3 protein-coding genes are annotated in these 4,975 nt (G+C 65.3%); all 3 read right to left on the bottom strand.

Going from position 1 to position 4,975, the window contains the following annotated elements:
• Positions 1 to 135 precede the first annotated feature (135 nt).
• Genes ACLFKU_RS42400 through ACLFKU_RS42390 form a run of 3 tightly spaced genes read right to left on the bottom strand, consistent with a single transcriptional unit; the run spans position 136 to position 4,635 of the window.
• Positions 136 to 1,305: a lipocalin-like domain-containing protein gene (locus tag ACLFKU_RS42400; protein WP_410853215.1), complete on the bottom strand. Its 1,170-nt coding sequence runs from the start codon at positions 1,303 to 1,305 to the stop codon at positions 136 to 138.
• A 26-nt stretch (positions 1,306 to 1,331) separates the two neighbouring features.
• Positions 1,332 to 3,911, bottom strand: coding sequence for an FtsX-like permease family protein (locus ACLFKU_RS42395; RefSeq protein ID WP_410853214.1), 2,580 nt, complete (start codon positions 3,909 to 3,911; stop codon positions 1,332 to 1,334).
• Positions 3,901 to 4,635 carry an ABC transporter ATP-binding protein gene (locus ACLFKU_RS42390; RefSeq protein ID WP_410853213.1) on the bottom strand — a complete coding sequence of 245 codons (735 nt, stop codon included), beginning with the start codon at positions 4,633 to 4,635 and terminating at the stop codon, positions 3,901 to 3,903. Before ACLFKU_RS42390 ends, ACLFKU_RS42395 begins: the two co-directional genes overlap by 11 nt.
• Positions 4,636 to 4,975 lie beyond the last annotated feature (340 nt).

The raw sequence follows: 4,975 nt of genomic DNA, 5'->3' as shown, positions 1-4,975 counted from the left end.
GAAACGACTCCACGCCGATGATAGTGCGGATTGCCCGTGTGAAAGTAGGTAATCGTCAGGCTCCCCCACAAGCCAGAAACCCCACCCCCAGCGGTGGGGTTTTTGCGTTTACGCGGCCAATTCCGCGTGCTTCAACTACTTTCCGATCCGCAGCGCATCCGCGTAACCCGTCAGTTCCAGATAGGCCCGCCCTACATCCGCATTCTGTTGACTTACCCGCACCGCGCCTTCCCAATACACCGCGCCGGTCGACTGTCGTGAATCGAGTTCCTGATCGTCCATCAGCGGATCGAGTTGCCACGTCAGCGTTCCGGTTCTAACCGTCATCGAGACCGGGTACAAAGTGTTTGTGTGCGGCGACCGCCACATGCGACGCGGCGTGAACGAAACCTCGCCGGGGCCGAAGTTCGCTACCTGTCCATCGCGTCTGCGAAGCGTCGCGTGGGCCCACGTTGCATGTCCATCGCGGCTACGGATCTTGAATGCCATGAGCGCCGACCCGTCCGTCAAATTGGCGCCGAGCCAATCCCATCCGACCGCACTGGCGTCGAGCAATGTGCTCGACCATTCGTGATCGAGCCATGCGGTACCCGTCACCACAGCATTGCGCGTCCTGTCGTTTGCACCCGCGGCCGGGCGCACCACAGTGCCCGTCACGCGGAGTTGCGGTTCGCTGTAGTAATAGCTTGCCTGTTCGGGACGCGGTCCTTTGCGCGAGTAACCGCGCTCGCCCTGAATCAGCGGAGACTGCATTGGCGCGAGTTGGAGGTGGAGCGAAAATCCGCTTGCGTCGGCGGTGATGTCGTAGTGGCCGTCCGCGGCGCGAATCATTTTCCATGCGTCGAGTTTGACGTCGGTGTTGTCGGGCCTCGCGTAGGCAAGCCCGAGACCTTGCCGAGCGATGCGCTGATCGTGAACGAGGTGGCCGATGGCCGGATCGCTCAACGCAGCGTGCGCAATGATCAGTTGCGAGGGGGCGAACGCGCTGGGGTCGGCCGCGTCGTGACCGGTCGCCGAACGGAAGAACGTGATCTGGAATCCGAGCGGTTGGTGGTCGGGTGTCGTGAGCCAGCCCGTCGCGTACCACCATTCGGTGCGGAATTCCGGATGGGCACCGGTGTCCCGCGGAAACGAGATCGGATGTTCTGGTGTAACTACCGCGAAGGCGGCCGGCGCGGATGCAGAGGAATCGCTGCTAGCGGCAAAAGACGGCGACGCAGCGGCTATGCCAACGCAAAGTAGGCTCCGAAAAGTTCGATGCGGGTATTTGAGCAAAGATTTGCAGGGACTCCAGAGCAATCGCATCCCGCACGCACTTCGCGCAACTCGCATCACCAGTCCTCCTTCACCGCTCGTACGGCATCCACCGACACCGCACCGCGTCCCGCGAGCACCGCCGTCGTGCACGACAGTACGAGCATCACCGACGCGACCGTGCCCAGCACAAGCCACGGCACATGCAGCGACATGCTCCAGTGAAACGACTGCGGATTGACGACGAACACGAGAATCAGGCTGATCGCGAAACCAAGCGCGAAACCGAGCGCAATGCCGGATGCCGTGAGCAGGCCGCCCTCCGATGCGAGGATCGCGAGAATTTGCGCGCGCGTCACGCCGACGTGGCGCAACATCCCGAACTCGCGAGCCCGAGCAAGTGTCTGCGCGGAAAAGGTCGCGGCGACACCGAACAATCCGATCACGATCGCCACCGCCTCGAGGAGATACGTGACCGCGAAACTGCGATCGAAGATCACCAGCGTGCGCTCACGGATCTCCCCCGGTTGCGACATCTCGAGCGAAGCGCCGAACGGCAACGCCTTCAAACTTGCGACGACGCGTTCGACACTCACGCCCGGCACCCCGGTCACCGCGACGTCGGTTGCGGTGGAGTCGCCGGTCAGCCGCCGATAGTCGCCAAGCCGTATCTGAATCGCGCCGCTCTGCCGCGCGTAGTCGCGCCAGACGCCGGCGACGACGAACGTCTGACCGTGCTCGCCGAGCGGCAACCGTACGCGTTGACCTAACTGATACCCATACAGGTCGACCATTGCTTCGGAAACCCAAATAGGTATGTCGCCGGTGCGAAGCGCGGACGGCGACAGCACCGCGCCGGTCATCTGGAGGGTCGCGCCCGGATCGGCCGCATCGATCTCGCGGGCGAGCAGCGCGACGTCCGGGCGGGCGGGATCGAGCGTCAGATGTGTGATGCGCGAGAACGCGGCGTTGCGGATGCCGGGCACCGTCGCGATGCGCGTCTGTTCATCGGGCCGCAAGCCGCCACTGTCACCGCTATTGCCGCCGGAGGTGACGCGCACGTACAGATCCGCGGACAGCAGATGCGTGATCCAGTCGTCGACGGATACGCGGAAGCTGGCCACCATGATCGCCATCGCGACGATCAGCGCGAAGCTCGACAGCACGCCGCCCATCGCGATCGACGCCTGCCCCGGCGCATTTGCGAGACGCGCAATCGCGAGCGAACTCGTCGCGCCCGCGCGGCGTCGCGTGGCGCGTGCGCGACTCGCCGCGCCGAATATCAGCGCGGTCACGCGCGGCATCAGCGCGATGCCGCCGACGAGCAGCAGCGCGACCGCCAGATAACCAGCGATCGGCGCATCGAACCACGGTGGCATGCGCGTCAGCGCGGCGGCCGCCAGCAAACAGCCGAACGCCGGCCACGGCGTCGCGAGCCGCGCCAGCGCGGTCTCCTCGGCGCCGGCCTTGAGTGCCGCGGCAGGCCGTGCGCGTGCAGCATCGATGGCGGGTGCGACGCTGCCCAACACCGACACCGCCACCCCGAGTGCGAGAAACACCGCGCTCGCGAGCGGCTCGAAGCCGACTCGTGGTTGCACACCCGGAAAATAGCCGCCGCCGAGATCGCTGCCGAAAAAGCGCAGCGCACCGCTTGCCATCGCGTAGCCGAGCGCAAGTCCGCACAACGAGCCGAGCAGCCCGAGCAGCGCCCCTTCGAGCAGGATCTGCCGCAACAGCGGAGCTCGCGTGAGGCCGATCACACGCAGCATTGCGAATTGCGAGCGGCGTCGCACGACACCGAGTGCCTGCGTCGAAAACACGAGGAATGCGCCGGTGAACAGCGCGACCAGTGCGAGCACATTCATGTTGATCCGATAAGCACGCGACAGGCGATCGGTACGGCTCTCAGTATCGCGTGTTTCGGCGACTACCCAGGCACTGCCGAGCCGTTGCTGCAGATCGCGTTTGAAGCGTTGCCGATCCACACCGCGTTCGAGTTGCAAGTCGACGCGCGACAGCTTGCCCACCTTGTCGAACCGCCATTGCGCGGCGGCGATGTCCATCACCGCGAGCCGTTGACCCGGCCGCGTGCGCACGAGCCCGCCCGCGACGCGCAGCTGCAGATCCGAGGTGCCGACGCGCAGCGTCACGTCGCCGCCGGTCTTGACGTTCAGCCATTGCTGCGCGGCCGTCGACAGAAATATCGCATCGGAGGCGAGCGTGTCGAACGGGCGCGCAGGCGAGGGCTCGCCGATCAGATCGGGCGTGATCCGGCTCGCCTTGAAGACGTCGATGCCGAGAATGGGCAGTGCACCGTTGCGGCCGGGCACCGCGACGTCGAGCGCGAGCACGGGACTCGCCAGCGCCACCCCCGGTTCGTTGGCCAGCTGCGGATAAAGGGACTCGTCGATGAAAGGCTGCGCGCCGCGCACTTGCAGATCCGCTTCGCCGGACAGACTGCGCGCGGCCGCGGAGAATTCATTGAAGGCCGCGCTGTTGATCAATTGCACCGCATAGCCGAGCGCGACGCCGAGCGCGATCGTCGCGATTGCGACGAGTGCGCGTCCGCGATGGCTGCGCCATTCCGCGGCCAGTAGCCAGCGCGCGAGAACGCGATATCCGGGCGCGCGCGGCAGTGGCTGAAGGTCAGCGGCCATCGTCGGTCGAGCGGGCCGCGGCGTGCGCGATGTTCGCGGCTTTATCGCGCGCGGCATGCAATCCGCCGTCGCTCAGGATCAACACGCGGTCGGCCACGGCTGCCGCGGCTTCCGAATGCGTGACCATGATGGTCGCCGCGCCCGTCGCCTTGCTTTGCGCGCGGAACAGGCCGAGCACGTCGTGCGCGGTCGCGGGATCGAGGTTGCCGGTCGGTTCGTCGGCGAGAAGCAGCGTCGGACGATGCACGAGTGCGCGTGCAATGGCTACGCGCTGCAATTCGCCACCGGAGAGATCGCGCGGAAAATCGTCGCCGCGTCCGCCGAGGCCGACCGCCGCGAGCATGTCGAGCGCGGCGGCCGTCGGTAGATCATTGAGCAGCAGTGGCAGCGCGACGTTCTGCGCGAGCGTCAGATGCGGCAGCACATGAAACGCCTGGAATACGAAGCCGAGCTTCTGGCGGCGCAGACGCGTCGCGGCGTTATCGTCGAGTTGCTCGACCGGGCGTCCGTCGATCAGCACATTGCCGCTATCGGCGCGGTCGAGTCCGGCGATCAGGTTGAGCAAGGTCGACTTGCCGACGCCTGAGTCGCCCATGATCGCAACGAACTCTCCCGCAGCGAGTGTGAAGTCGAGCTGCGCGAGCACGATGCGGCCGATGCCGTACCGCTTGCTGAGGCCGCGGCATTCGAGTGCGGGTACTACGTCGTCGTCACGAAGCGCCATGCGAGGAGGTCCGGAAAAGGGGCCGGGCGAGAGGAGCTGGCCAGGCGAAATGAGTGTGCCTTGCCGCGCGAATTTGCGCAGCAGCTACCCGCGCCGTAACGCTGTTGTTCGTAAGGTAAATGGAAGATTCGCGCGCCTCGGTGGAACAAATTCAAAGCATCTTCATCTGAGGCGCTCAGCACGGTTGCCCCTGTTCGCCGGTCAATTTAGACCGCCGAGCCTGTCAGAAATTTTGTGTTCAAGGCATAACATGTACCCAAAGGAGCATGTATGCCAAGCAAACCAAAAGCAGGGTCTGCGCCCCCGCCTGAGCTGCCCGCGATTCCAGAGGAGCTCATCG

This window comes from Paraburkholderia sp. EG304 (assembly GCF_046543485.1).
GTDB lineage: Bacteria > Pseudomonadota > Gammaproteobacteria > Burkholderiales > Burkholderiaceae > Paraburkholderia > Paraburkholderia youngii.
Note: the sequence above shows the minus strand (reverse complement) of the source record. Positions and strands in the feature narration are given on the sequence as shown.